At 68.0% G+C, this 23,024-nt stretch carries 25 protein-coding genes; 9 read left to right on the top strand and 16 right to left on the bottom strand.

The window, feature by feature from the left end:
• Positions 1-2: 2 nt before the first annotated feature.
• The 7 genes from AC5P98_RS14920 to AC5P98_RS14890 form a co-directional block, all read right to left on the bottom strand.
• Entirely contained in the window at positions 3-722 is a 720-nt protein-coding gene (locus tag AC5P98_RS14920) for an HAD family hydrolase (protein ID WP_049408695.1), read from the bottom strand.
• A gap of 74 nt (positions 723-796) precedes the next feature.
• Positions 797-1,264: a hypothetical protein gene (locus AC5P98_RS14915; protein ID WP_049408694.1), complete on the bottom strand. Its 468-nt coding sequence runs from the start codon at positions 1,262-1,264 to the stop codon at positions 797-799.
• A gap of 91 nt (positions 1,265-1,355) precedes the next feature.
• A complete protein-coding gene (locus tag AC5P98_RS14910) occupies positions 1,356-2,465 on the bottom strand; it encodes an AI-2E family transporter (RefSeq protein ID WP_049408693.1) in 1,110 nt (369 codons plus the stop codon).
• A gap of 67 nt (positions 2,466-2,532) precedes the next feature.
• Positions 2,533-2,988: a hypothetical protein gene (locus tag AC5P98_RS14905; RefSeq protein WP_014645650.1), complete on the bottom strand. Its 456-nt coding sequence runs from the start codon at positions 2,986-2,988 to the stop codon at positions 2,533-2,535.
• Positions 2,985-3,455 carry a phage holin family protein gene (locus tag AC5P98_RS14900; RefSeq protein ID WP_014645651.1) on the bottom strand — a complete coding sequence of 157 codons (471 nt, stop codon included), beginning with the start codon at positions 3,453-3,455 and terminating at the stop codon, positions 2,985-2,987. The genes AC5P98_RS14905 and AC5P98_RS14900 overlap by 4 nt, the downstream gene beginning before the upstream one ends.
• An 8-nt stretch (positions 3,456-3,463) precedes the next feature.
• Positions 3,464-3,829 (bottom strand): hypothetical protein, encoded by a 366-nt coding sequence (locus AC5P98_RS14895; RefSeq protein ID WP_004153835.1) that lies wholly within the window; start codon positions 3,827-3,829, stop codon positions 3,464-3,466.
• Between the two features lie 101 nt (positions 3,830-3,930).
• On the bottom strand, positions 3,931-5,364 hold the full coding sequence (locus AC5P98_RS14890; protein ID WP_049408692.1) for a Do family serine endopeptidase: 1,434 nt from the start codon (positions 5,362-5,364) through the stop codon (positions 3,931-3,933).
• A 490-nt stretch (positions 5,365-5,854) separates the two neighbouring features.
• On the opposite strand from AC5P98_RS14890, the gene AC5P98_RS14885 reads away from it, so the two are divergent.
• Positions 5,855-6,721, top strand: a complete 867-nt coding sequence (locus AC5P98_RS14885; protein ID WP_049408691.1) for a hypothetical protein — start codon at positions 5,855-5,857, stop codon at positions 6,719-6,721.
• Between the two features lie 107 nt (positions 6,722-6,828).
• Positions 6,829-7,515, top strand: coding sequence for a hypothetical protein (locus tag AC5P98_RS14880; protein WP_049408690.1), 687 nt, complete (start codon positions 6,829-6,831; stop codon positions 7,513-7,515).
• 15 nt (positions 7,516-7,530) lie between these two features.
• On the opposite strand, the gene AC5P98_RS14875 is transcribed toward AC5P98_RS14880, so the two are convergent.
• Positions 7,531-7,890, bottom strand: a complete 360-nt coding sequence (locus tag AC5P98_RS14875; protein WP_014645655.1) for a DUF1428 domain-containing protein — start codon at positions 7,888-7,890, stop codon at positions 7,531-7,533.
• 91 nt (positions 7,891-7,981) lie between these two features.
• Positions 7,982-10,384, bottom strand: coding sequence for a S9 family peptidase (locus AC5P98_RS14870; protein ID WP_478444120.1), 2,403 nt, complete (start codon positions 10,382-10,384; stop codon positions 7,982-7,984).
• Between the two features lie 210 nt (positions 10,385-10,594).
• Here AC5P98_RS14870 and AC5P98_RS14865 point away from each other — a divergent pair, with 210 nt between their 5' ends.
• A complete protein-coding gene (locus AC5P98_RS14865) occupies positions 10,595-11,167 on the top strand; it encodes an OmpO family porin (protein WP_014645657.1) in 573 nt (190 codons plus the stop codon).
• Between the two features lie 198 nt (positions 11,168-11,365).
• Positions 11,366-12,049 (top strand): response regulator transcription factor, encoded by a 684-nt coding sequence (locus tag AC5P98_RS14860; protein ID WP_032961444.1) that lies wholly within the window; start codon positions 11,366-11,368, stop codon positions 12,047-12,049.
• A gap of 6 nt (positions 12,050-12,055) precedes the next feature.
• On the opposite strand, the gene AC5P98_RS14855 is transcribed toward AC5P98_RS14860, so the two are convergent.
• The gene (locus AC5P98_RS14855; protein ID WP_010486915.1) at positions 12,056-12,445 is read right to left on the bottom strand and encodes a DUF6165 family protein; all 390 of its coding nucleotides are present in this window, start codon (positions 12,443-12,445) and stop codon (positions 12,056-12,058) included.
• Between the two features lie 178 nt (positions 12,446-12,623).
• Here AC5P98_RS14855 and AC5P98_RS14850 point away from each other — a divergent pair, with 178 nt between their 5' ends.
• On the top strand, positions 12,624-13,322 hold the full coding sequence (locus tag AC5P98_RS14850; protein ID WP_049408698.1) for a TorF family putative porin: 699 nt from the start codon (positions 12,624-12,626) through the stop codon (positions 13,320-13,322).
• On the opposite strand, the gene AC5P98_RS14845 is transcribed toward AC5P98_RS14850, so the two are convergent.
• Positions 13,319-14,467, bottom strand: coding sequence for an MFS transporter (locus AC5P98_RS14845; RefSeq protein ID WP_343238362.1), 1,149 nt, complete (start codon positions 14,465-14,467; stop codon positions 13,319-13,321). The genes AC5P98_RS14850 and AC5P98_RS14845 overlap by 4 nt on opposite strands.
• A gap of 143 nt (positions 14,468-14,610) precedes the next feature.
• Between AC5P98_RS14845 and AC5P98_RS14840 the strand changes: the two genes are divergently transcribed.
• Positions 14,611-15,498: a LysR family transcriptional regulator gene (locus tag AC5P98_RS14840; RefSeq protein ID WP_014645661.1), complete on the top strand. Its 888-nt coding sequence runs from the start codon at positions 14,611-14,613 to the stop codon at positions 15,496-15,498.
• Here AC5P98_RS14840 and AC5P98_RS14835 read toward each other — a convergent pair.
• The gene (locus AC5P98_RS14835; protein ID WP_495230082.1) at positions 15,467-15,934 is read right to left on the bottom strand and encodes a YehS family protein; all 468 of its coding nucleotides are present in this window, start codon (positions 15,932-15,934) and stop codon (positions 15,467-15,469) included. The genes AC5P98_RS14840 and AC5P98_RS14835 overlap by 32 nt on opposite strands.
• A 160-nt stretch (positions 15,935-16,094) precedes the next feature.
• Here AC5P98_RS14835 and AC5P98_RS14830 point away from each other — a divergent pair, with 160 nt between their 5' ends.
• Positions 16,095-16,847, top strand: coding sequence for an SDR family NAD(P)-dependent oxidoreductase (locus AC5P98_RS14830; protein ID WP_014035694.1), 753 nt, complete (start codon positions 16,095-16,097; stop codon positions 16,845-16,847).
• Positions 16,848-16,937: 90 nt separating this feature from the next.
• Here the strand turns inward: AC5P98_RS14830 and AC5P98_RS14825 are convergent, their stop codons facing one another.
• The 4 genes from AC5P98_RS14825 to AC5P98_RS14810 all read right to left on the bottom strand — a co-directional run bounded on the left by AC5P98_RS14825 (position 16,938) and on the right by AC5P98_RS14810 (position 21,058).
• Positions 16,938-17,834, bottom strand: a complete 897-nt coding sequence (locus AC5P98_RS14825) for an SPOR domain-containing protein (RefSeq protein ID WP_049408687.1) — start codon at positions 17,832-17,834, stop codon at positions 16,938-16,940.
• Between the two features lie 21 nt (positions 17,835-17,855).
• Positions 17,856-19,544 carry an arginine--tRNA ligase gene (gene argS / locus AC5P98_RS14820; protein WP_032961431.1) on the bottom strand — a complete coding sequence of 563 codons (1,689 nt, stop codon included), beginning with the start codon at positions 19,542-19,544 and terminating at the stop codon, positions 17,856-17,858.
• Between the two features lie 112 nt (positions 19,545-19,656).
• Positions 19,657-20,361 (bottom strand): RadC family protein, encoded by a 705-nt coding sequence (radC, locus tag AC5P98_RS14815; RefSeq protein ID WP_014035697.1) that lies wholly within the window; start codon positions 20,359-20,361, stop codon positions 19,657-19,659.
• 70 nt (positions 20,362-20,431) lie between these two features.
• A complete protein-coding gene (locus AC5P98_RS14810; RefSeq protein ID WP_049408686.1) occupies positions 20,432-21,058 on the bottom strand; it encodes a response regulator in 627 nt (208 codons plus the stop codon).
• A gap of 199 nt (positions 21,059-21,257) precedes the next feature.
• On the opposite strand from AC5P98_RS14810, the gene coaBC reads away from it, so the two are divergent.
• Both coaBC and dut read left to right on the top strand, forming a co-directional pair.
• A complete protein-coding gene (coaBC, locus tag AC5P98_RS14805) occupies positions 21,258-22,547 on the top strand; it encodes a bifunctional phosphopantothenoylcysteine decarboxylase/phosphopantothenate--cysteine ligase CoaBC (protein WP_014645667.1) in 1,290 nt (429 codons plus the stop codon).
• Entirely contained in the window at positions 22,544-23,017 is a 474-nt protein-coding gene (dut, locus tag AC5P98_RS14800; RefSeq protein WP_014035700.1) for a dUTP diphosphatase, read from the top strand. The genes coaBC and dut overlap by 4 nt, the downstream gene beginning before the upstream one ends.
• Positions 23,018-23,024: the final 7 nt, after the last annotated feature.

Below are 23,024 nucleotides of genomic sequence, written 5' to 3'. Positions count from 1 at the left end.
CGTCAGGTACTCCGGGGTGCGGCGGCGTCGAGGTTGGCATCCAACCAGTCGGCCAGGCCGGTAAGGGTGCCGAACTGCAGGTCCGGCTGCAGCTGCGGATGGGTCCAGGTGGCTGCGTCGCGGTTGATCCAGCAGCCGCGCAGGCCGGCGGCAATCGCCCCGGCCACGTCCATCTCGGCATGGTCGCCGACGTGCAGCACCTGTGCCGGTGCCACACCCAGGCGGGTGCACGCGGCATGGAAGATGCTGGCTTCGGGCTTGGCCGCGCCGTGTTCGCGCGAACCCAGCTGGAAGGCGAAATGATGGGCCAGGCCGATCCGCTCCAGGTCGGCGTTGCCGTTGCTCAGCGCCGCCACCGGTACCCGTGCGGCAATGCGCGCCAGCGCGTCGATCGCATCGGGATAGCACTCCACCTGGTTGCGCGCGGCGTAGAACACTTCATACGCAGGCTCCAGCAGATCGAGGCTGGCACCGCTGGTGTGCAGTGCTTCGTGCAGGGTCAGCCGGCGCAGCGCACTCAGGTCGTGGTGGAGGTGCGGATGGGCGTGGTACAGCCGCTCGCGCAGTTCGCGCATCGCCTCCACCGGATACATCGCGGCGGTAGCGGGGCTGTGTTCGCACATCCAGGCGTGCAGGACCTGTTCGATGCGGGCGCCGATCGGAGCGAACGGCCACAGCGTGTCGTCAAGGTCGAGGGTGATGGCTTGGACGGGGAAATTCACCTCGCCATTCTACCCCTGCCCGCGCGGGCTTTCATGCGACGCGGCGGGCGGGTGGGCACTGTGGCTGGGCCGGGTCAGCGCAGGTTGTACGAGCAGGCGATGGTGGTCTGGCCGTCGAACTGCTGCACGTCCAGGTTGTGCCGCCCAACTTCCTTCGTGTAGGTGCCTGCTACCGGGTCGGACATCTTCGCCAGTGCCGCGACCTGTTCCACACTGGCCGAGCTGAAGTACGCGGTGAAACTGTCGATGCCATCCTCGCCGCTGTCGCCGTCATAGGACTGCAGCCGGTTCACGGGCTGGCCCAGCACCATCAAGGGCGTGGTCAGCCGGAACTCGCTGCTGGATTCGCCGTCCTGCGCCCTTGCCGGGGCCGGTGCCAGCATCCGGGCCATGGCGTCGAACTGCATGGGCGTGAGGTGCCGCTTGCAGGTAACCGCCTCAGCAAGCTGGGTGCGCGCCTGATCGGCAGTCGGCGGTGTCGCGGCGAACGCGGGAGCGGCAATGCAGGCCAAGGCAAGGCAACGCGTGGCGAGAGAGTTCATACGAGCGGATCCATCCGGGTAGGGCGCCATAGTCTGCCACTTCGTCCCTGTTTCTGGTTCCGCCACCTGCGTCAATCCGTTGTTGATGCCGTCACTCCAGCAGGCGTGCCCAGCCCTGCATGCCATCCAGGCGTGCCAGCACCAGCTTGATGCACACCAGCAGCGGCACTGCCAGCAGCAGCCCGATCATGCCCCAGGCCCAGCCGAACACCATCAGCGCCAGGATCAGCACCAGCGGCGACAGCTTCATCCGACGGCCCAGCACGATCGGGGTCACCATCTGCCCTTCCAGGGTGTGCAGGCCCAGGTAGGCGGCGGCCGGCAGCAGGGCCTGCAGCGGGTCGCGGAACTCGACGAAGCCCATCAACAGCATCAGCGCCACGCCGATCAGCGGACCCACATACGGGGCGAAGTTCAGTAGTGCAGCCACCGTGCCCCACAGCAGTGCTTCCTGCAGGCCGATGCCGAGCAGCATCAGCACGCCGGCGAACACCAGCCCGACCAGGCTGTTGATGACGCTGATGGTCAGCACGTAACGCGAGACCTCCCGTTCGATCGAACGCAGGATGTCGGTGGTGAACCGCTGCTGCTGGCGGTTCGGGAACAGGGCGATCGCTGCGCGCTGCAGGCTCTGCCCGTAGATCATGAAGAACAGGGTCAGCAGCACCACCGCCAGCACCGACGCGGCCAGGCGCGGTGCACGGGTCAGCATGCGGTATGGATCGTCCAGCTGGGTGCGGATCACTTGCACCTTGTGGTTGCTGTCACCGCCGGCCACGCGGGCGAAGTTTTCCGCCGCCTGGTTGGCCTGCTGCACCGGCTTGGTCAGGTCCTGCACCTGCCGGGCCACCTTGCGCAGCTGCTGCGGTGCTTCCTGCGCCCATTCCATCGCCGGACCGATCAACTGCACCGCCAGCGAACCGGTCAAGCCCAGCCCGGCGCCGAGGATCAGCAGTGCGCCCAGCGCGCGCGGAATCCACAGCTTCTGCAGCAGGCGCAGGATCGGGTTGCCGACCAGTGCGAAGAACATCGCCAGCAGCACCGGCAGGATGATGTCCTGCGCGGCCCACAGCGTGTAGCCCACCGCCAGGGTGGCCAGGACCACCAGCGACATCGGCCCGCGTGGACGCGACGGGGGCGGCAGCGGCGCCTCCGCACCCTGCGGATCGGCTGGTGACGGGGACAGGAGGGACTCGCTCATCGACGCACCAACCGGGAAGGGGAGCGCATTATCCGCCGGCCGCGATCGGCGCGGCGGAGTGCGTGGATCAACGTTCGGACAGCTCGGTGGCGGCTTCGGCCGGGCGCGGTTCGCGCGGTTCCGGTTCGGGTTCCGGGCGGGGGGCAGGTGCCGGCCGTGCGTTGGCGGCGGAGGCCGCCGCCTGTGCCTGTTCGCTGGCATCGTCGGCTTCTTCGGCCGCGTCATCGGCGGTCGCTGCAGCCTGTGCCGCCATCGCCGTGGCGAACGCCGCCTGGGCACTGGCGAACAGGTTCGAGACCGAACCGACCATCTGCAGCCAGCGCGCACCGTTGACCTTGCCGGGCACTTCCAGCTTGCCGGCGATGAAGCCACCGGCCAGGCCGACCACCACGATGCGCAACGGCGACCAGCCCTTTCGCCAGACGTCGCTGAGCGTGGACCAGTGGTCCTGGGTCTCGCCCAGGCGCACGGTCACCACCTGTTCGCAGCGTTTCACCCGCCGCTGCAGCGCGCCGAACTTCATGGCTTGCCCTCGGGCAGCTGCACGCCGGCATCGGGGTCGTCTTCGCTGGGCTCGTCGAACAGGCCCAGGCGTGACAGCTGGCGCCGGGTGGCATGCATGCCGGTGTGGTGGAAGAAGTAGGACACCCGCCAGATCGCGTAGCCGGTGACGGCCAGGCTCAGCAGCGAGGTGATCAGCAGCGCCTGCAGCCAGCTAAGGCCCCAGCTCTGCAGCAGGGCGATGAGGGTGGCCGCCATCAGCAGCCAGGCCGAGGCACCAAATACGATCGCCACGCCGGCCCAGGCCAGCGCACGGCCGAAGGCACTGCGGGCCAGGGCGAAGTCGGCCGAGGCCAGCCGGCGCAGCGAGCGCACGGTGTGCTTGGCCGAATCGGCGGCGGCACGACCGGCCGCGCCGACCTGGCGGATGCTCTCATCCAGCGGCGGGGTGGCCGCCGGATCAGGGGCTTGCGCGTTGTCTTCGCTCACGCCGCGGCTTACTTGTCGCTGCTGCCGCGGGCCAGCTTGGCGATGATCCAGCCGGCAGCGAAGGCGACGCCGAACGACGCCAGCGGACGCTCACGGATCAACTCGGCGGCGCTGTCGATCAGGTCCTTGCCCTTGTCCATCAACGCGTCAACCTGTTCCTTGGCAGCGGCACCACCGAATTCGGCGGCGGCCAGGCCAGACAGTGCGCTGTCGGACAGTTCGGCCTTGACGTTGGCCTTGCCGATGCGCAGCTCGTCGGTCGCGGCACCGGTTGCGCCCTTGATCGCACCGCCGGCGGCCGTGGCGGCCTGCTTCAGGTGGGAACCGGCTTCACCCAGGTGTTCCTTCAGGTTCTCGGTATTGGTGGGGCTCATCGAATCACTCCTGTTGCGATGGGGGAACGGGTGTCGGCGGTGCCGACCTGGACTGACAGCAATAGCATTGCCGGGGTATAGGGGGTGTTACGGCAGGGCGATCAGCGCATCACGAGCTGGCCCTGCTGCTGGCCATTGTTGCGCAGCACGCGCACCACCAGGGTCGGCGGGCGCTGCTGGAAGTTGGCGCGCCAGCTGGCCAGGTCGGCGAATTCACCCACGGTGGCGTCGGTGATGATGTCGCCCTGCTGCAGGCCGTTGCTGGCCGCGCGGCTGCCACGCTTGACCTCGCTGACCAGCACGCCGCCGACACCCGACTGTCGCAGCGACTCGGGCAGGTCGACGAAGGTGGCACCGGTCAACCGCGGGTCCAGGCTCTCGCCGGTGACCGCACGCGCCTGTTCCTTCAGCGTGGCCTTGATCTGCACGGGCTTGCCTTCGCGGCGTACGTCCAGCGTCATCGGGCTGCCGACCGCAGCCAGGCCTTCCACGTTGTGCAGGGCTTCGGCGCTGTCCACGCGTTGGCCGTTGGCCGAGACCACCACGTCGCCCGGCTTCAACCCGGCCGCGGCGGCCGCCGAACCGGCCAGCACGCGGGTGATCAGCGCACCGCGCGTTTCGCCCAGGCCCAGCCCCTGCGCGATCTGCGCGGTCAGGTTCTGGCTCTCCACGCCCAGCGTGCCGCGTACCACCACGCCGTGCTTGACCAGCTGGTCGACCACGCTGCGCGCCAGGTTGGACGGAATCGCCAGGCCCAGGCCGATGTTGCCGGCCATGCTGCCCTGCGGGTTGAAGCTGGCGGTATTGATGCCGACCAGCTGGCCCTGCAGGTCGACCAGGGCGCCACCGGAATTGCCGGGGTTGATCGACGCATCGGTCTGGATGAAGTTCTGGTAGCCCAGGCCACGGATGCCGCTGCGGCCCACCGCCGAGACGATGCCGGAGGTGACCGTCTGGCTGAAGCCGAACGGGTTGCCGATGGCCACCACGAAGTCACCGACCCGCAGCTGGTCGCTGTTGCCGAGCTTGATGTCGGTCAGGTTCTGCGCCGGGATGCGGATCAGCGCGATGTCGGTATCGCGGTCCGAACCGAGGAACTCGGCCTTCACCGTGCGCCCGTCGGCCAGTGTCACCTGCACGTCATCGGCGTTGTCGATGACATGGTGGTTGGTCAGCACCAGGCCTTCCTTGGCGTCGATGATCACGCCCGAGCCCAGCGATTCGTTGATGCGCTCCTGCGGGATATCCGGGAACAGGCGGCGGAAGAACGGGTCGTTGAAGAACGGGTTGCGCACGCGCACCACCTGCTTGGTGTTGACGCTGACCACGGCCGGCATCGCCTTTTCCAGCATCGGCGCCAGCGAAGGCACCGCCTGTCCGGCCACCGCGGCCGGCAACGCGGCGGTGGTCGGCAGCACCGCTGGCAGCAGTGCTGCATCGGCACGGTTGTCCAGGTGGGCATTGATGCCGGTGGCAACGAAGCCACCGAAGGCGGCGGCGATTGCGAGCGTAAGCAGGGTGGGAAGCGGTCGCATGGTTGTCGGTTCGCTGGCGTGGGTGGGGGCGGTTCGGCCCTACGGTAAAACAAGCTGAATGAGTGTGTCGCGATCTGGATAAATGCGCCATGAAAACCGCAGGCCGCGAAAGGCGAGTGAGGAGGCTGACAGCATGGCTGTGGCGACACCGCGCAGGCGACGCCTGCATCACCGAAGACGATCGCCGGGGGCGCCGACACAGACCGATACCTGCGCAGTTCCGCGCAACCGGGTGCCGCAATGCGCCACAGCACGCATCGGATGCCGCGTCCGTGCAACGGCACGCATCGGCCATCTTCGACCACGCGCTTGCTGTGGCGTAGTCCTTAAAAAAAGGGGTTTCCTGTGAGCCCGCCGCTTCTGCGGCAGTGGTGGGCTACACCATGGCCGTCGCATCAGATGCGATTGCGGGCGCGTGCCCCGTTCCACGATCGTCAATGTCGGTATAGCATCGCCCCGTTTTGATACTTAAGGCCCCCAGGAGGGCAACATGAGCAACGGTAATGGTGTGTCGGTCGTGACCGACGCCGTCGAGAACGTCAAAGAAGCCGCCACCAACGTTGGCGAGACCATCGCCCACGCCGCCGAAGACGCCGTGAAGTCGGTCAAGAAGACCGTCAAGCGCGCCACCAAGGCGGCCGGTACCCGCGTTGCCAAGGCCAAGAAGGCCGTGGCCAAGGTCGAGAAGACCGTTGCCAAGAAGGCCGACAAGGCCGCCAAGTCGGTCGGCAAGACCGTTGCCAATGCCAAGAAGAAGCTGGAAGCGGCCAAGAAGAACGCCAAGGCCGAAGCCGCTGCCCTGAAGAAGGAAGTGGCCAAGAAGAAGGCCGCTGCAGGCAAGGCTGTGACCAAGAAGGCCGCTGCCGCCAAGAAGGCCACCAAGGCTGCCGGCAAGAAGGTCGCCACCGTGAAGAAGGCCGCCACCAAGAAGGCCGCCGTCGCGAAGAAGACCGTTGCCAAGAAGACCGCGGCCGCCAAGAAGGTGGTCGGCAAGAAGGTCGCCACCGCCAAGAAGGCTGTGGCCAAGAAGACCGTCGCCGCCAAGAAGGCCGTGGCTGCGAAGAAGGTTGTCGGCAAGAAGGTTGCCGCCACCAAGAAGGTCGCCACCAAGAAGACCGCGGCCGCCAAGAAGGTTGTCGGCAAGAAGGCTGCCGTCGCCAAGAAGGCTGTTGGCAAGAAGGCCGCCGTCGCCAAGAAGGCTGTCGGCAAGAAGACCGCCGTCGCCAAGAAGGCGGTGGGCAAGAAGGTTGCCGCCACCCGCAAGACGGTCGCCAGGAAGGCTGCGCCGCTGAAGAAGGTCGCCGCCAAGAAGGCTCCGGGCAAGAAGGCCGTGCGCAAGGTCGCCAAGCGCAAGTAATCGCGCCGTGACCGAAGGCCCTGCCACCCACCGGGTGGTAGGGCCTTTCGCGTTTCTGGGGCGCTACCTGGGGCAAGATGCAGGTTCTTCCCGCCGGAGCCCCGACCATGCGCGGTATCGACTTCAGTTCCTGGCAGGGCGTGCTGTCCACGTTGGCCGGCCTGATCCTGATCACCCTGCTCGGCGTCGGCATCCGCCTGCTGGTGATGCAGACCCTGCAGCAGCGCCGCGAGCGCGAGAACCGGCAGATCAACGAACGGCTGCGCACGCTGATGGCCGCCTACAAGACCCTGGGCGGTTCGTTCACCGGCGAGCTGGGCGTGGATCCCAGCCATCGTCGCGACCTGCGCCAGCGCGAAGATGCCGACGGCATCGCCGAGCCGCGCTCGGACCGTGCGCGGCGCATCCGCGATGCGGTCGAGGCCGCGCTGTCGGACATCCTGCTGCTGGGCACCGACGAACAGGTGCGGCTGGCCACGCGTGCCGCCAACGAACTGGCACAGGGGCGGCCGGTGCATACCCACGAACTGGTGGTCTCGCTGCGCGACTTCGTGCGCGAAGCGCTGGATCTGGCCCCGATTCCGGCCGATCTGCAGATTCCACCGCAGGGGCCGACCCGGCCCGTTGCCAGTGGTGGCGGCAAGGGCCGTAACGAAGGCGATGCCAAGGGCGGCCGTGCAGGCGGTGGCGGTGGTGGTGGAATGGGCGCCGGCATGGGCGGCATGGGCCTCGGTGCCGGCGCCGCACTGGGCGCCGGCCATGCTGCTGCCAGCGATGAAACGGACGCGCGCTGAGCACGTCCGCCGGGTTCAGCGCGTCAGCTCGTAGAGCGGCACGAAGCCGCCGTAGATCATCCGCGCGCCGTCGAAGGGCATCGGATTCTTCGTTGGATCAAACCGCGGGTCCTCCATCATCTTCTTCATTCCGGCGTCGCGGGTCGGCTTGTCCGGCCATTCGATCCAGGAAAACACCACCGTCTCATCCGGCGTGGCTTTCACCGCGCCGAAGAAGTCGGTGGTCTTGCCGTGCGGCACGTCATCGCCCCAGCACTCGACCACGCGCAGCGCGCCGTACTCGATGAAAACGGGATCCCCTGTGCGTGCATGGGCGAGGAACTTCTCCTTGTTGGCGGTGGGCACCGCCAGGACGAAACCGTCGATGTAGCTCATTGCCTGCCTCCGGATGGACCGTGCCACATGCACGGCCTTCAGGTACACGACGAACCAGCGCGTAGGGAATCGACATCCCGCGTGCGCCTGTTCAGCCCGGGCCACCCGGGAGCGGGGCCAGCACCGTATCCGGTGGCTGCTGGCCGGCCAGGTAGCGCACGAAGTAGTCCCACATGCGGTGCGTGTAGGTGGCGTCGTTGCGGAACAGTTCGTGGTCCTGCCGGGCCAGGTACAGCAGGTCGTAACTACGCTGGGCCTTGTTCAGGGCCGCGGCCAGCTGCAGGGTCAGCGCCGGTGGCGCGTTCTCGTCCAGTTCGCCATAGACCAGCAGCAGATGCCCGCGCAGGTTGCCGGCCAGTGCCGCATTGTCGAGCCCGGCAAAGGGGGCCGGCACGCCATCGGCCATGGCTGTAGCTGGCACCACGCCACCGAACAGCCGGTCCATGCCGTGCAGGGCGCCGCCGTACATGCCCTGGAAATTGTGGCTGCCGGCCGAGGCCACAGCCACCTTGTAGAACGCCGGGTGGCGCAGCAGTGCACGCGCCGCGCTGTAACCACCGAACGAATGCCCGTAGATGCCGACCCGCTGCAGGTCGATGCCCCGGTAGCGTTCGCCCAGCTGGCGCAGCGCGGCCACATGGTCATCGAGCTGCACATCGGCGCCGTGCAGGAAGCTGCTGTCATGGAATGCCTTGTCGCGGCCGCCGGTGCCGCGGGCATCGATGCTGACCACCACGAAGCCGAGCTCGGCCAGGCTGGCGCGCGATACCGGGTTCTGCGCCGAAACCGCTTCGGCATAGGTCACCGGCGCATTGCTGATGAAGGCACCGCCGTACATCGCGTCGATCACCGGGAAGCTGCCGTCATCGCGATAGTCGCGGGGCAGGTAGACGGTGGCGAAGATCGGCGTGCGCCCGTCGGCGGCCAGCAGCCGTTCGCGCCGCGGCGGCCGCCAGCCAGCAGCGATGATCGCCTGCGCATCCGCAGCCTCCAGCACCATCACTTCGCTGCCATCGTCGCTGGCGCGCAGCACCGTGCGCGGCGGCTGCGCGAGGCTGGACACGGTATCCACCAGATAGCTGCCGCCGGGCGACAGCGCCTGCGGCGCGCGTCCGCCGAACAGCATGCCGGTGCCCGCATCGGCCAGGTGGTCGCTGCCATCGGCGGCCAGGCGCTGCACCGGCCCACCGTGCAGTGCTACCCGGTACAGGCCACGTACGTAAGGATCGCCGCCCTCGACACCGCCAGCACTGAAGTATGCCCAAGCGCCTGCGCTGTCCACCCCGAGCAGGTCACGCACCGCCCACCGGCCGCGGGTGAGCTGGCGCATCACCTTGCCGTCGGACAGGCGCACCCGGTACAGATGGCCCCAGCCATCACGCTGCGAGAACCACACGGCGGTGTCCTGGCCGGGCAGGATCGCAACCGAGGCACGGTTGTAGGAATACAGGCTGAGCTGCAGGCGCGCGTCGCCGGCTTCTTCCAGCACGGTGCGCAGCGCACCGCTGCCGGCATCGATCTCCACCAGGCGCAGCCGTCGCGGCGCGCCGAAGTGCGCGATCGCGGCATACAGCCGGTGGCCGTCCCAGCCCAGCACGCCGGCCTCGCTGAGGGTGTTCCAGCCCTCGGGCAGGGTGATGTCCTGCTGCCGGCCGCTGCGCACATCGACGATGTACAGGCTGTCACGCACCTGCTGTGCATCGCCCAGCAATCCCAGTTTCACCGTGTGCACGCGGGGCCGCGCGCCGCCGGCCGGGGTGCTTTCCAGATAGGGGTAGTCCCGCAGCGCACGTTCGTCGTAGCGGACGCCGGCAACATAGCGTCCATCGGGCGACCAGCCGACGGCGAACGGCCGCGCCGGCATCCGGCCCTGGCTGCGTGGAATACCGCGCAGGGTGAAATCGGGCAATACACCATAGCCATGGCCGGCGACACCGCCGGTGGTCAGCGCCCGCGGTGCCTGTCGGCGTTGCTGCAGCCATAGATTGTGGTCGCGCACCTGCAGCCAGGCCTCGCCGTCGGGTGCGGGCAGTGCATCGGCAGCAGGCATGGCGCCCTGCGTCCGCAGGCACTGCCAACGTGGCCACTGGCAGTCGATGCCGGCTTCACCGCTGAAGCGCAGGCGCAGGCCATCGGCCAGCACCTGCACATTGACCAACCGCAACCGTTGCCCGTTCACCCCCAGGGCCCCCGCAGCGCTGTCCAGCGCAGCGCGATCGAACAGGATCTGCCGGGAGGCCTGCGCCGGATCGACCAGCACGCCCTCGCGCCGGCCCTGGCCGTCTTCGCGTTCGTACCAGAAGCGGCCATCGGCCAGCCAGTTCGGCAGGAGCGAGGCATTGCGCAGCGCACCGCGCAGGTGGCTGTCGTGCACGCGCTCGGCGCGCTGGTAATCGGAGGGCTGCAACGGCCGAGCCGATGCTGTGGAAAGCACGCCGATGAAGGCGAGGACGGCGGCGCAGAACCGGAACCGCAGCGGGGCAGGTACGTGCAAGGCAACCTCCTGTTGCAAGGGTCAGCGGAATTCGAATGCACGCGCGCCGCGCGCGTATGCCAGACGCAGCCTGAATCAAGCCAAAAAATTCAGCAATGCGAAGACCGCTGTTTTCAGGGAGCGTTGTGGCGAATAACGGAGAATTTACATTCCCGATGCGATGGCGCCCTGGCGCTGCTGCACACCATAAGAAAGTAAAGGTGTACCCCCATGAAGAATTCGCTGATTGCTCTGGCCCTGGCCGCTGCCCTGCCGTTCACCGCTTCGGCTGCTGAGAACCTGTCCTACAACTACGCCGAAGCCGACTACGCCAAGACCGACGTTGAAGGCATCAAGGCCGACGGCTGGGGCGTGAAGGGTTCCTACGGCTTCCTGCCGAACTTCCACGCCTTCGGCGAATACAGCCGCCAGGAAATCGACCACACCAACCTGAAGGTTGACCAGTGGAAGGTCGGTGCCGGCTACAACGTTGAAATCGCTCCGAGCACCGACTTCGTTGCCCGCGTTGCCTACCAGAAGTTCGACCGCAAGCACGGTCTGGACTTCAACGGCTACAGCGCTGAAGCCGGTATCCGCACTGCCTTCGGCGCCCACGCCGAGGTCTACGGCATGGTCGGTTACGAAGACTACGCCAAGAAGCACGGCGTCAATCCGGATGGCCAGTGGTACGGCCGCCTGGGTGGTCAGGTCAAGCTGAACCAGAATTGGGGCCTGAACGGCGAGCTGAAGATGAACCGCCACGGCGACAAGGAATACACCGTCGGCCCGCGCTTCAGCTGGTAATTGCTGCCTCGGCGCGATTGCGCGCTGGAGACGCCCCAACAGGCCCGGCATTTGCCGGGCCTGTTGCGTTTGCGCCGTGGCAAACCGGAATGCTGTCTGACTGGCGGAATGCGCGGGCCAGCCATTGCAAGGAATTGGATTCCGCCGCTGCGGGCACCGACCTACGTTGGATGTCCCATGTTGCCTGGACATGCCGCAATGCCGCTGACCCTTCCGCCTCTGCTGCCTGATCGGCCACGACGCCTGGCGCTGCTGGACCCGCACCCGGTACTGCGGTTGGGCGTGGAAGTGCTGCTGCGCCAGCACGCGGGTGTGCAGGTACGGGTGAGCCTGTCCAGCGAGGCGCACCTGCTGCACCTGCTGGAGCGCAGCCCGACGTGTGTCGACCTGCTGCTGATCGATGCGTTGCCCATGGGCGACCTGGGCGATGGGTTGGCCCTGTTGCACGTGCTGTCGCAGCGCTGGCCGGCACTGCCGGTGCTGGTGCTCTCGGCACACTGCAATGCCAGCACGGTGGCCACCGCGATGCGTGCCGGTGCGCGCGGCTTCCTGTCCAAGTCGACGCCACCGGACGTGCTGCTGCGTGCCATTGATGTGGTCGCCCGGGGAGGGCGCTTCGTGCCACCGGAGCTGCGCGCGGAACTGAACCTGCCGGGCACGCGTGCACGCAGAATGCCGGCCCCGGCACTGGTGCCGTTGAGCCAGCGCGAACGGGAAGTGCTCGGGCTGGTGCTGAAAGGGGTCAGCACCAGCGAAATGGCCCTGCGATCGGGGCGTTCAGCCAGCACGATCAGCTCGCAGAAAACCTCGGCCTACCGCAAGCTCGGCATCCGCGGGGACGGTGACCTGTTCCGCTTCCGCCACCTGCTGGAATGCGGATGAGCGGCGTTACTCGCCCTGGTACTGCTTCTCTTCCACCAGTGCCGAACCGGCCACGCGGTTGATCTCGTTCTTCACCTGCACGCGCTCGCCATTGGTGCCATAGACGCCGCGTGCCAGCTGGATGAATGCATCATCGAACACCTGGGCCGCTTCCTTGTCGCGCAGCTGGTCCTGGATGTCCCACATACGCTCGTTGATCGCCTTCAACTGCTGCTGCAGCGCGGCCAGGGCCGGCTGTGCCTGCAGCTGCTGCTGCAACAGGGGCAGCAGGCCGTCCAGCTCGGTGCGCACGTTGGCCAGCTTGGCGGCATCGTCGATGCGCTCGGCCTTGATCTGGAGAATGGTGATCTTGTCGATCAGCTCGCCGATCGATACCGGGGTCAGGATGGCGTCCACGCGGTTGGTTCCTGGAAACAGGGCGCCATGATACCGCGCCGCTGGCGCATGGCCCCGATCCACGGGATTTACGCCGAATTTGCGCCGCGGGCCGGGCCGCACCCTCGATCCGTTACGGCCACGCGCTGGACACTGCCGTCCCGGCGGCGTGACCGCCTTCGACGAGGAACACAGTGCAGTGAACAGCAAGGGGATGATGGCGGCGGTGGTGGCCGCCCTGGCAGGGCTGCTTGGCATGGGCAGCGCGCAGGCACAGGTGCAGGTCAGTGGCAGTGCGGCCTTGACCAGTGACTACGTGTGGCGCGGCAGCTCGCAGAGCGATGGTGACCCGGCGGTGCAGGCCGGCGCGAAGATCTCGATCCCATCGGGCTGGTACGCCAGCGTGTGGGGGTCCAACGTCTCGTTCAAGCCGGACAATGGCGCGCGCAGCGAGTTCGACCTGGTGGCGGGCTGGTCCGGCGCGCTGGCACCGGACTGGACGCTGGATGCGAACCTGACCCGCTATGTGTATCCGGGTACCGGTCGTGCGCTGGACTGGACCGAACTCAACACCACCGTGACCTGGAAGCAGCGCGCCTGGCTGCAGGTCGCGCATTCCAACGATGCGTTGGCCGGTGGCCATCGCGGAACCTATGCCCAGCTGGGCGTGCGTGTGCCGCTGCACGAACGCGTCCGCCTGGAAGCAGCGGTGGGCCAGTACTGGCTGGCCACCGCGCAGGGCCCGGATTACCTGCATGGCCAGCTCAGTGCCATTGCCACGCTGACTCCGGCATGGGAGCTGCGCGCCACCGTGCATGACACCGACAGCGCGGCCAAGCGACTGTTCCCGGGCAATGCCGGTGGACGCTGGGAGCTGGCGCTGCAGGGCAGCTTCTAGTTCGACGATGCCGCCTGGCGCGCGCGCAGCGCGCCGGGCAGCCACAGCAGCAGGGCCAGCACGGCCACGGCGGCACCGGCCACGCAGACGCCGGTCCAACCGTAGCGCTGGTAGACCTGCGCCGACAGCAGCGAACCCAGCGAGCCGCCGATGAAGTAGCCGGTCATGTAGCCGGCATTGAGGCGGTTGCGCGCCGCGGGCTGCAGCGCATAGATCAGGTTCTGGTTGCTGACGTGCAGCAGCTGTGCGGCCAGGTCCAGCACCACCACGCCGATCAGCAGCGCCAGCAGCGAGTGGGCCGACAGCCCCAGTGGCAGCCACGACAGCAGCAACAGCACCAGCGCGATGGCAGTGGCGCGTCCGGTCTGGCCGCGGTCGGACATGCGCCCGGCCAGGCCGGCCGCCAGCGTGCCGGCTGCACCGACCAGCCCGAACAGGCCGATGGTGGCATCGCTGTAGGCGTAAGGTGGCCGTGCCAGCAGGAACGCGAGCGGGGTCCAGAAAATCGCGAACATGGCAAAGCTGCAGGCACCCAGCAGGGTGCGCTGGCGCAGCACCGGCTCCTGCACGAACAGCACGCCGATCGAGCGCAGCAAGGCGAAATAGCCCAGGCCGGCGCTGTGGTGGAATCGCGGCAGGCCGCGCTGCAATGCCAGTGCGGTCAGCACCAGGGTGCCGGCAGCGATGGCATACACCAGGCGCCAGTCACCCAGGCTGGAAAGCAAGCCGGCCACGGTACGCGCCAGCAGGATGCCCAGCAGCAGGCCACTCATCAGCGTGCCGACCACGCGGCCACGATGTTCCGGCGCGGCCAGCGTGGCCGCGAACGGCACCAGCACCTGTGCCACCACCGAAAACAGTCCGGTGATCGCGGTCCCGACCAGCAGCCAGGCCAGCGACGGCGCGCAGGCACTGATCACCAGGCCACCGGCCGACAGCAGGCTCATCACCACGATCAAGCGGCGGCGCTCGAACAGGTCACCCAGTGGCACCAGCAGGATCAGTCCGGCGGCATAGCTCAGCTGTGCTGCGGTAACCACCATGCCGACCTGGCCGAACGGCACGCCGAAGGCATCTGCGATGGTGTGCAGCAGCGGTTGCGCATAGTAGTTGCTGGCCACGGCCACGCCGGTGGCGACCGACATCAGCAGCACCTGCCAGCGGTGCAGAGGGGGAAGGGACGGGCTCACGCGGTGTTCCAGGAAGCGGGGTGCACAGTGTCCGCCTGCTGCGGTCATGATGGAAATGAATCATCATCATCCTTGTCATCTGAAAACAAGATAGCTGGATGAACCTCAAGCAGCTCGAGTTTGCCGTCGCCCTGGCCGAGGAGGGCAATTTCACCCGTGCCGCCGAGCGCTGCCACGTGGTGCAGTCCGCGCTCAGCCACCAGATCGCCCACCTGGAACAGGAACTGGGTGCCACGCTGTTCGAGCGCCTGCCACGCCAGGTGCGGGCTACCGCCGCCGGCGAGGCGTTGCTGGTGCACGCACGCCAGGTGCTGGCCAGCCTGCGCCACCTGCGCGCCGACGTGGCCGCCGTCAGTGGCGAAGTGCGTGGCCTGCTGGCCATCGGGCAGATTTCTTCGCTGACCGACATCGACGTCGTGGCGATGCTGGCGGCCTTCCAGCGGGTGCACCCACAGGTGGAGTTCCAGCTGCGCGTGGACAAGAGCGAAGACCTGATCGCACAGGTGCAGTCGCGCGCGCTGGATGTGGCACTGGTCGGCCTGGCGCCGTCGGCAGCGCTGGATGGCGTCTGCCACCAGGTGCTGCAGGAGGAGGATCTGGTAGCGGTACTGGCGCCGTCGCACCGGCTCGCCGGGCGCACGCGGTTGCCATTGACCGCACTGCAGGATGAAGCGCTGGTCGACTTCCCGCGCGGTACCGGTGCGCGCCGGCAGACCGACGATGCCTTCGCCGCCGCTGGCCTGCCGCACACGGTGCGTTTCGAGGTCAACCTGATGGAACTGGTCGAGCGCTTCGTCCGCCACGGATTGGCGGTCGGCATCGTGCCGGCGTTGATCGCCGAAGGTTTCCAGGGCGTGGTTCAGATTCCACTGCAGCCGACCCCGACCCGGCGCGTACACCTGGTCTGGCAGCGGCTGCCGACGCCAGCCGCGCGCGCCTTCGTCGAGGCCGTGCTCAGCCGCGCAGGCGCAGGCTCAGGCCCTTGAGGAAGTTGCGCAGCATCTGGTCCAGGCAGCGCCGGTAGTTGGTGTGCCCGGGCTGGCGGAACAACGCACCGACTTCCGACTTGGACACGTTGAAGCCGGCGCTGGCGAAGATATCCATCAGGTCCACGTCGCGCAGCTGGAAGGCCACGCGCAGCTTCTTCAGCACCAGGTTGTTGTCGATGCGGGTTTCCACCGCACGCTGCGGCTGGCTCTCGTCGCGACCGCGCAGGTGCACGATCAGGCCATCGAGGAAGTGCGCCAGTGCGCTGTCGTTCATCGCCTCGAAACCGGCTTCGTCCTCGCGGCGCAGCCAAGCCTTCACCTGCTCGGTATCCACGGCGAAGGCCGGGTCGGCCATCTGGCACAGGGTGACCACGTGCTGGTCACCCAGGTCCAGGGAGTAGCGCACGCTGCGCAGGACATCATTGTTGATCATGGCGCAATTGTACCGGTCACCCCGACACGTGGGGTCGCCGCCGGGGTCAGACCCCTTTGCTCCGCAAAGGGATCTGACCCCGGATCCGGCCGATCCGGCAACACGGCTGCTGCCGGACGGTGCCAGAATGGGGATCTGGTTTTCCCCCTGGAGTTGCCTGATGACCCGCACTGTCCTGATTACCGGCGCCACATCCGGCTTCGGCGCCGCCGCCGTCCACCGCTTCGCCCAGGCCGGCTGGAAAGTGATCGCCACCGGCCGCCGCGGCGAACGCCTGCAACCGCTGGTCGAGCGCTATGGCAAGGACGTGGTGCACGCCGCCGCCTTCGACATCCGCGATCCGGTGGCGATGGAGGCGGCCCTGCTGGCGCTGCCGCCGGCCTTCGGCGAGATCGACCTGCTGGTCAACAACGCCGGTCTGGCGCAGGGCACCGCACCGGCACAGAGCGCCAGGCTGTCGGACTGGACCACGATGATCGACACCAACATCACCGCGCTGGTGACCCTGACCCACCGCCTGCTGCCGCAGCTGGTGGAGCGCAAGGGCGCGATCATCAACATCTCGTCGGTGGCCGGCGTCTACCCGTACCCGGGTGGCAACGCCTACGGTGGCACCAAGGCCTTCGTCAGCCAGTTCTCGCTGGGCCTGCGTTCGGACCTGCACGGCACCGGCGTGCGCGTGACCACGATCGAGCCGGGCATGGCCGAGACCGAGTTCACCGTGGTCCGCACCCATGGCGACCAGAATGCATCGGACAAGCTGTACAGCGGTGCCAATCCGATGACCGCCGAAGACATCGCCGAACAGATCTTCTGGGTGGCCACGCTGCCACCGCACCTGAACATCAATCGCCTGGAGCTGATGCCGGTCAGCCAGTCCTTCGCCGGGTTCCAGGTCGCCCGCGAGGGCTGACGCCGTGTGTAGAGTCGAGCCATGCTCGACTCGGCAGAAACAAAAAAAGCCGGGCAATGCCCGGCTTTCTTCATGCAGTCCCGCAGAACGTCACTGCGCCTTGATGGCCATCGCCTGCAGGCCGGTGCCATCCAGCTTCTGCTTCGCTTCAGACAGTTCGCCGGCGCTGCCGTACGGCCCCATGCGCACGCGATACACGGTCTTGCCGTTGATCTGCGCCGACTCCACGCGTGCCGCCAGGCCCATCATGGCCAGCTTGGCCTTGGTGGCTTCGGCGTCGCCGGACGCACCGAAGGCACCTGCCTGCAGGATGTAGCGCGCGTTGTCGGCGGGCGCCGGTGCGGCAGTGGTCGCCGGCGCGGTGGGCGCGGCTTCCGCGCGCGGCGCGGGGGCGGCGGCCGTGCTGGTCGACGCCGGTGCGGTGCTGGCCGGCGGCGTTGCCGCGGCCGGGCGCTCGCTCAGCGGTGCCGGCAGCGGACGGTTGCTCGCGGTCACCGGTGCGGTGCTGACGACGCTGGCCGTTGCGGTCGGTGCCGGCGTGGCCGTGCTCGCCGGCGGCACCGGCTTGCCCTCCAGCGCGGCCTGCGCGCGCGACGCTTCGGCCTTGGCCCGGCGCTGGTCCTCGGCACGCGCGCTGGCGGCCAGTTCGGCGTCGGACATTTCCACTTCCTTGCCCGGCAGCAGGGTGTAGAAGTCGTACTGCGTCGCCGCGGGCTTCTCCGGTTCGGCCGGCTTCGGCGTGGCCGGCTGCGCGGCTGGCTGGCTGCCGACATCGCTGTCTGCATCAGCAACCGGGGCCGGCTGCGCGTTCGGGTTCGGCTGCGGACCGGCGCGCAGGAAGCCGTCGCCTTCGCCCTTGAACAGGTTCGGCGCCGCCAGGAACACCACGGCGGCGATCGCCACACCGGCCACCAGCCACACCCATCCGGGTGTGCCCTGGCTGCTGCTGTTGCGTCGTGCCTGGGTTTTGCCGCGTCGTGCTGCCATGTGTACTGCGTCTCCTGATGCTTACATTTTTTCCGGGGCGCTCACGCCCAGGAGTTCAAGGCCGTTGGCCAGCACCTGGCGCGCCGCGCAGGCCAGGGTCAGCTTGGCGTTGCGATCGGCGGCGTCTTCCACCAGCACCGGCGTCCCGTGATACCACGTGTGGAAGGCATGCGCCAATTCACGCAGGTACTGCGCCACCAGGTGCGGCTCCAGCGCCACGCCGGCCGCTTCCACCACTTCCGGATAGCGCGAGATCTCGTTCATCAACAGCAGCGAGGCATCGTCGGCCAGGTGGCCAAGGTTGGCCAGGCCATTGCCCTGCTCGTACACCAGGCCCTTTTCCTGCGCCTGGCGCAGCAGGCTGCAGACACGGGCGTGCGCGTACTGCACGTAGAACACCGGATTGTCGTTGCTCTGCTGGCGCGCCAGGTCGATGTCGAAGGTCAGCTGCGAATCGGGCTTGCGCGCGATCAGGAACCAGCGGGTCGCATCGCGGCCGGCTTCTTCGATCAGGTCGCGCAGGGTGAAGTAGCTGCCGGCACGCTTGGACAGCTTCACTTCCTCGCCGCCGCGCATGACCGTGACCATCTGGTGCAGCACGTATTCCGGCCAGCCCTGCGGGATGCCCACTTCCATCGCCTGCAGGCCGGCGCGCACGCGCGCCAGCGAGCCGTGATGGTCGGCGCCCAGTTCGGTGATCGCGCGCTCGTAGCCGCGCTGCCACTTGGACAGGTGGTAGGCCACGTCCGGCACGAAGTAGGTGAAGGTGCCGTCGGACTTGCGCATCACGCGGTCCTTGTCGTCACCGAAGTCGGTGCTGCGCAGCCACAGCGCGCCGCCTTCCTCATAGGTGTGGCCGGACGCCTGCAGCTTGGCCACCGCTTCGGCAACCTTGCCGTCGGCGTACAGCGAGCTTTCCAGGAAGTAGATGTCGAAGTCGACACCGAACGCGGCCAGGTCCAGGTTCTGCTCGTTGCGCAGGTAGGCCACGGCGAAGCGACGGATTGCCTGCATGTCGTCCGGGTCCTTGGCGCCGACCACGGTGCTGCCTTCCAGGTCGACGCTGGCACCGGCCATGTAGGCGCGGGCGACATCGGCGATGTACTCACCGCGGTAGCCGCCTTCCGGCCAGCCGTCCTGATCGGGTGCGATGCCCTTGATCCGCGCCTGGGTGGACAGCGCCAGGTTCTCGATCTGCACGCCAGCGTCGTTGTAGTAGAACTCGCGCTTGGCGTTCCAGCCGTTGGCATCGAGCACGCGGGCCACGCAGTCGCCGATCGCCGCTGCGCGGCCATGGCCGACATGCAGCGGGCCGGTCGGGTTGGCCGATACGTACTCCACGCCCACCGTGCGGCCATTGCCGGACAGGTTGCGGCCGTAGTCGTGGGCTTCCTTGATGACCGAGGCGGTTTCGCGCTGGTACGCGGCCGGGGCCAGATGGAAGTTGATGAAGCCGGGGCCGGCGATCTCGACCTTGCTGACGTCCTCGCTGCGCGGCAGCGCCTCGACCAGTGCCTGTGCCAGTGCGCGCGGATTGCTGCGCGCGGCCTTGGCCAGCAGCATCGCGGCGTTGGTGGCGAAGTCGCCGTGGTCACGGGTCTTCGGGCGCTCGACCACGAAGTCCGGCGGCAGGGAGTCGGCGGGCAGGGTGCCATTGGCGCGCAAGGCTTCGATGCCTTGGCTGATCAGGGCGCGGAGGAGATTTTTCACGAGGCCTGCTGTGAGAATGAGCGGCGGAATCGCCCATTTTAGCGCAGATGCCCGCGCCCACGCTGACCAGGACATGCCTGCGGGGCGCCCGCCCGGCCCTGACCAGGGCCGTTCAGCCGAACAGGCGCGGCTGGGGCGGGGACAGCAGGCCCCGTTCAGCAAATGAAACGGGGCGGCCCTCGCCGACGACGAAGTGGTCGAGCAGGCGCACGTCCACCAGTGCCAGCGCCTGCTGCAGTTCATCGGTGATGCGGGTGTCGGCGCCGGAGGGCTCGGGGTCGCCGGAAGGGTGATTGTGGCTGAGGATCACCGCTGCCGCATTGTGCAGCAGGGCTCGACGCACCACCTCGCGGGGATAGACCGGGGCGGCATTGATGGTGCCCTGGAACAGTTCTTCGCAGGCGATCAGGCGGTGGCGGTTGTCCAGGAACAGCGCCATGAAGATCTCGCGGGCCTGGCCGCGCAGGCGGTGCTGCAGATAGCGGCCGACCGCAGCCGGGTTGTTGCCGACGGCCTCGCCCTGCTGAAGTTCGGCCGCCAGATAGCGGTGGGCCAGTTCCAGCCCGGCGGCCAGTGCACAGCTTCGAGCAGGGCCCAGCCCCGGCAACCGGGCCAGCTCGCGGGCCGGGCGGTCCAGCAGCACACGCAGGGGACCGTGCGCCTGCAGCAGGTCGCGCGCGGTCTGCACCGCATCGCGTCCACCGAAGCCGGAGCCGAGGAACAGTGCCAGCAGTTCTGCGTCGGACAGCGTGGCGGGGCCGCGTGCGATCAGCTTCTCGCGGGGACGTTCCTGTTCGGGCCAGTCGTGGATGGGCATGCCTGCATCATCGCCAGTGGGGGCGATGCGGCCCATCAGGGCAGGACGCATGCCCGGGTCGGCCGTTGCCTCAGTCGCGTCGCGACTGCAGGTAGGCGAACAGCTCCTGGTTGTTCTGCAGCCCCAGCTTGCGCTTGGCCTCAGCCTTCTGCCGGCTGATCGTCTTGGGGCTGCGGCCGCAGTGGACGGCGATGGCGTTCACTTTCAGCCCGGCGGCCAACAGGTCCAGCACTTCCTGTTCGCGGGCGGACAGCGCCGCCGGTTCGCGCGCGAACATCAGGTCGCGCGCCTGCAGGTGGTGGCGCAGCTGCTGCGAGACGAACACCTGCCCTGCCATGGCCGCGTTCAAGGCCTGCGGCAACTCGCCGAAATCGGCGCACTTGTCGACCAGGCCGCTGACACCCTCACGCAGCAGGCCATCGAGCAGGCCGGGGTGGCGGGCGCCGGTAAGCACCACCACGGGCATGTGCGGGTGGCGTGCGCGCAGTTCAGCGATCAGTTCCGGGCCATCCGGGCCGGTGCCCGGCATGGAGAGGTCGGTCAGCACCGCGTCGCAGCCGTGGTGCTCGACCAGCTGCAGCAGCTCGGCGCCGTCACGCGCGCTGCCGACGACCTCCATCAGGTGGGTCTGCAGCACGATGCGGATGCCGTGCAGGACGACGGGATGGTCGTCGGCGATGATGATGCGCGGGTGCACGCGGAATCCTCGAAAAGCGAAGCGGCACACCTGCGGCGGCCACTGACGATTCTGCAAACGTGGCCGGCCTACAGGTATAGGAAAGTTCCGAATCGCAGTGTCTTGAACCCCGGAAGCGCTGTGGTGCAAGTCCCATCTGCTGATAGCTGCCCGCTATGTGCGCTGTGCACCGGGACATTACCGACCATCGGGTAAGCTAATGCCCTCGTTTGCACAGGAATTCCAGGTGGCTGACTCCCCCAACGCTTCCCCCGCGCCCGGCCGCGCGCTGGAAGGCCAGAAACTGCTGTTGTGCGTCGGAGGCGGGATCGCGGCCTACAAGGCCCTGGAACTGGTGCGACGCCTGCGTGATGCGGGCGCCCAGGTGCAGGTGGCGATGACCGCCGGCGCCCAGCAGTTCGTCACCCCCCTCAGTTTCCAGGCCCTGTCCGGGCAGCCGACCCGCACCACGCTGTGGGACAGCGCCGCCGAACAGGCCATGGGCCACATCGAGCTGGCCCGCTGGGCGGACCGCATCGTGGTCGCGCCGGGAACCGCCGATCTGCTGGCCCGGCTGGCCCAGGGCCATGCCGATGACCTGGTCAGCACCCTGTGCCTGGCCAGCACCGCACCGCTGACGATCTGCCCGGCGATGAACCATCGCATGTGGCTGCATCCGGCCACCCAGGCCAACATCGCCCTGCTGCGCCAGCGTGGTGCGCAGGTGATCGGCCCGGTCGATGGCCCGCTGGCCGAAGGTGAATCCGGTCCCGGCCGGCTGGCCGAACCCGGCGACATCGTGGCCGCGCTGGCCGCCAATGGCGGCGCCGCTGCGACGGTTGCCGCGCCGGAAACCCGTGCCCTGCAGGGGCTGCGCCTGCTGATCAGTGCCGGCCCGACCTACGAAGACATCGATCCGGTGCGTTACGTCGGCAACCGCAGCAGCGGCAAGATGGGCTTTGCCCTGGCCGCCGCTGCTGCCGCGCTGGGCGCGCAGGTGGTGCTGGTCAGCGGTCCGGTACAGCTGCCGACGCCGCCGGGCGTGCAGCGTATCGACGTGCGCTCGGCCGCGCAGATGCGCGATGCCGTACTGAAGTCGCTGCCCGCCGACATCTATATCGGTGCCGCCGCGGTGTCCGACTACACGCCGCGCCAGGTCGCCGCGCAGAAGCTGAAGAAGACCGCCGACAGCCAGTCGCTGGTGATCGAACTGGTGCGCACGCCGGACATCCTCGCCGAAGTCGCTGCACAGACGCAGTCGCTGAAGCTGGTGGTCGGCTTCGCCGCCGAGACCCACGACGTGGAGAAATACGCGCGCGGCAAACTGGTCGACAAGCGCCTGGACCTGGTGATCGCCAACCAGGTCGGCATCAGTGGCGGCGGTTTCGAGAGCGACAACAATGCCGCCACGGCCTTCTGGCAGGACGGCGAACAGGTATTCCCGGCCACTTCCAAGCGCGAGCTGGCCGAACAACTGCTGGCGCTGATCGCGCGGAGACTCCAGGCATGACCCAGGCATCCACTTCCCACCCGCTGCAGGTCAAGCTGCTCGATCCGCGCTTCGGCGACAGCTGGCCGCTGCCGGCCTATGCCACCGAGGCCAGTGCCGGCATGGACCTGCGCGCGGCGCTGGATACCGCGCTGACCCTGCAGCCGGGCGACACCGCGCTGGTGCCCAGCGGCCTGGCCATCCATATTGCCGACCCGAACCTGTGCGCGGTGATCCTGCCGCGTTCCGGGCTGGGCCATCGGCATGGCATCGTGCTGGGCAACGGCACCGGCCTGATCGATGCCGACTACCAGGGGCCGCTGCTGATCAGCGTCTGGAACCGTGGCCGCGAGGCCTTCACCATCGAGCCGGGCGATCGCATCGCGCAGCTGGTGGTGGTTCCGATCGCCCGCGTCAGCCTGCAGGTAGTGGATACTTTCACCGACAGCGTGCGGGGCGCGGGTGGATTCGGCCATACCGGGGTGCGTTGACAGGGGA

This window comes from Stenotrophomonas sp. YJH_SMC_135, assembly GCF_059372355.1.
This window is presented reverse-complemented; position numbering and strand designations above follow the sequence as displayed.

Excerpts from the sequence above, each read along its gene's own strand:
- AC5P98_RS14915 (WP_049408694.1), bottom strand. The coding sequence starts at position 1,264 with ATGAACTCTCTCGCCACGCGTTGCCTTGCCTTGGCCTGCATTGCCGCT.
- AC5P98_RS14910 (WP_049408693.1), bottom strand. The coding sequence starts at position 2,465 with ATGAGCGAGTCCCTCCTGTCCCCGTCACCAGCCGATCCGCAGGGTGCG.
- AC5P98_RS14905 (WP_014645650.1), bottom strand. The coding sequence starts at position 2,988 with ATGAAGTTCGGCGCGCTGCAGCGGCGGGTGAAACGCTGCGAACAGGTG.
- AC5P98_RS14895 (WP_004153835.1), bottom strand. The coding sequence starts at position 3,829 with ATGAGCCCCACCAATACCGAGAACCTGAAGGAACACCTGGGTGAAGCC.
- AC5P98_RS14890 (WP_049408692.1), bottom strand. The coding sequence starts at position 5,364 with ATGCGACCGCTTCCCACCCTGCTTACGCTCGCAATCGCCGCCGCCTTC.
- AC5P98_RS14885 (WP_049408691.1), top strand. The coding sequence starts at position 5,855 with ATGAGCAACGGTAATGGTGTGTCGGTCGTGACCGACGCCGTCGAGAAC.
- AC5P98_RS14880 (WP_049408690.1), top strand. The coding sequence starts at position 6,829 with ATGCGCGGTATCGACTTCAGTTCCTGGCAGGGCGTGCTGTCCACGTTG.
- AC5P98_RS14875 (WP_014645655.1), bottom strand. The coding sequence starts at position 7,890 with ATGAGCTACATCGACGGTTTCGTCCTGGCGGTGCCCACCGCCAACAAG.
- AC5P98_RS14865 (WP_014645657.1), top strand. The coding sequence starts at position 10,595 with ATGAAGAATTCGCTGATTGCTCTGGCCCTGGCCGCTGCCCTGCCGTTC.
- AC5P98_RS14860 (WP_032961444.1), top strand. The coding sequence starts at position 11,366 with ATGCCGCTGACCCTTCCGCCTCTGCTGCCTGATCGGCCACGACGCCTG.
- AC5P98_RS14845 (WP_343238362.1), bottom strand. The coding sequence starts at position 14,467 with ATGTCGGTCGCCACCGGCGTGGCCGTGGCCAGCAACTACTATGCGCAA.
- AC5P98_RS14840 (WP_014645661.1), top strand. The coding sequence starts at position 14,611 with ATGAACCTCAAGCAGCTCGAGTTTGCCGTCGCCCTGGCCGAGGAGGGC.
- AC5P98_RS14835 (WP_495230082.1), bottom strand. The coding sequence starts at position 15,934 with ATGATCAACAATGATGTCCTGCGCAGCGTGCGCTACTCCCTGGACCTG.
- AC5P98_RS14830 (WP_014035694.1), top strand. The coding sequence starts at position 16,095 with ATGACCCGCACTGTCCTGATTACCGGCGCCACATCCGGCTTCGGCGCC.
- AC5P98_RS14825 (WP_049408687.1), bottom strand. The coding sequence starts at position 17,834 with ATGGCAGCACGACGCGGCAAAACCCAGGCACGACGCAACAGCAGCAGC.
- radC (WP_014035697.1), bottom strand. The coding sequence starts at position 20,361 with ATGCCCATCCACGACTGGCCCGAACAGGAACGTCCCCGCGAGAAGCTG.
- coaBC (WP_014645667.1), top strand. The coding sequence starts at position 21,258 with ATGCCCTCGTTTGCACAGGAATTCCAGGTGGCTGACTCCCCCAACGCT.
- dut (WP_014035700.1), top strand. The coding sequence starts at position 22,544 with ATGACCCAGGCATCCACTTCCCACCCGCTGCAGGTCAAGCTGCTCGAT.